Annotated in this window: 1 protein-coding gene; it reads left to right on the plus strand. The window is 52.9% G+C overall.

The window, feature by feature from the left end; all coding sequences use genetic code 11:
* On the plus strand, positions 1-2,680 hold a 2,680-nt coding region (locus tag R8269_RS23330), incomplete at both ends, for a tandem-95 repeat protein (RefSeq protein WP_318222681.1).

Raw genomic sequence — 2,680 nt, forward strand, 5'->3', positions numbered from 1 at the left:
ACACGTTCGAAGGCGACGATAAAGTGGTGTCGCTGGATACCAATAACGGTCCAGCCAACGGCACGGTCTCGGTCAACTCGGACGGCAGCGTCACTTACACGCCAAACGACAACTTCCACGGTACAGACAGCTTCACGTACATCGTTACCTCCGGTGGGGTATCGGAATTCACCACGGTGAACATCGATGTCACGCCAGTGAATGACGCGCCAGTGGCAAAAGATGATACCGCTGTCACTGACGAAGACACGCCAGTGACGATTGATGTCCTGCCAAACGACACCGATATTGATGGTGATAAGCTGTCGATTGACTCGGCATCTGTGCCGAGTGACCAAGGTACAGTCGAGATTGTTGACGGCAAGTTGGTGTTCACGCCAGCTGAGAACTTCCATGGTGACGCTGAAATTACTTACACGATTACTGATGGTGCACTGACTGACCAAGCAACGGTCAACGTCACCGTGAATGCGGTGAACGACACGCCTGTGGTTGAAAGCAACATTGCAGACCAAACCTTGGCGGAAGATTTTACGCCATACAGCATCGATCTGAATACGGCCTTCAGTGATGTGGATAACGTTGATGGTGAGTTAACGTTTAGCGTCTCTGGCAACAGCAACATTCAAGTGGCGATCGTCAATGGGATTGCTACGTTCACTCCAACGGCAGACTGGAACGGCTCAGAAGCGTTAACCTTTACGGCGACCGACCCAAGCGGTGAAAGCGTCAGCCAAACGGTGAACTTCACAGTTGCGCCTGTGGCAGATATTGAATCTGACCGCGCGACGGTTGTGGAAGACACGCCGACCATCATTAAGGTTTTAGGTAACGACACGTTCGAAGGCGACGACAAAGTGGTGTCGCTGGATAGCAATAACGGTCCAGCGAACGGCACGGTCTCGGTCAACCCGGACGGCAGCGTCACTTACACGCCAAACGACAACTACCACGGTACAGACAGTTTCACGTACATCGTCACATCTGGGGGCGTCAGTGAATCCACCACGGTGAACGTCGATGTCACACCAGTGAACGACGCGCCAGTGGCGACCAATGACAATGCCGTTACTGACGAAGACACGCCAGTGACGATTGATGTTCTGCCAAACGATACTGACATTGATGGCGATACGCTGTCTATCCAATCAGCGTCCGTACCTGAAGCGCAAGGCACAGTCGAGATTGTTGACGGCAAGTTGGTGTTCACACCAGCTGAGAACTTCCATGGCGACGCTGAAATCACTTACACCGTGACCGATGGTGCATTGACTGACCAAGCGACGGTCAACGTCACCGTGAATGCGGTGAACGACACGCCTGTGGTTGAAAGCAACCTCGCAGACCAAACCTTGGCAGAAGACTTTACGCCATACAGCATCGATCTAAATACTGCCTTCAGTGATGTGGATAACGCCGATGGTGAGTTAACGTTTAGTGTCTCTGGCAACAGCAACATTCAAGTGGCGATAGTCAATGGCATTGCTACGTTCACTCCAACCGCAGACTGGAACGGCTCAGAAGCGTTAACGTTTACGGCTACCGATCCAAGCGGCGAAAGCGTCAGCCAAACGGTGAACTTCACAGTTGCGCCTGTGGCGGACATCGTGGCAGACAACGCGACGGTTGTGGAAGACACGGCAACCATCATCAAGGTCTTAGGTAACGACACGTTCGAAGGCGACGATAAAGTGGTGTCGCTGGATACCAATCACGGTCCAGCGAACGGCACGGTCTCGGTCAACCCGGACGGCAGTGTGACTTACACGCCAAACGACAACTATCACGGAACAGACAGCTTCACCTACATCGTTACCTCCGGTGGGGTATCCGAGTCCACCACAGTGAACATCGATGTGACGCCAGTGAATGACGCGCCAGTGGCGACCAATGACAATGCCGTTACTGACGAAGACACGCCAGTGACGATTGATGTCCTGCCAAACGACACCGACATTGATGGCGATACATTACGTATTGACTCGGCGTCTGTGCCGAGTGACCAAGGTACAGTTGAAATTGTTGACGGCAAGTTGGTGTTCACACCGGCTGAGAACTTCCATGGTGACGCTGAAATCACTTACACCGTTAGCGATGGTGCACTGACTGACCAAGCGACGGTCAACGTCACCGTGAATGCGGTGAACGACACGCCTGTGGTTGAAAGTAGCATTGCAGACCAAACCTTGGCGGAAGATTTCACCCCATACAGCATCAATCTGAATACCGCTTTCAGCGATGTGGATAACGTGGATGGCGAGTTAACGTTTAGCGTCTCTGGCAACAGCAACATTCAAGTGGCGATCGTCAATGGGATTGCTACGTTCACTCCAACGGCAGACTGGAACGGCTCAGAAGCGCTGACGTTTACGGCTACCGATCCAAGCGGCGAGAGCGTTAGCCAAACGGTGAACTTCACAGTAGCGCCAGTGGCGGATATCGTGGCAGATAAAGCGACGGTTGTGGAAGATACGCCAACCATCATTAAGGTCTTAGATAACGACACGTTCGAAGGCGACGACAAAGTGGTGTCGCTGGATACCAATAACGGTCCAGCTAACGGCACGGTCTCGGTCAACCCGGATGGCAGCGTCACTTACACACCAAACGACAACTACCACGGTACAGACAGCTTCACGTACATCGTCACGTCGGGTGGGGTATCGGAATCCACCACGGT

The organism is Vibrio sp. Vb0667 (assembly GCF_033391095.1).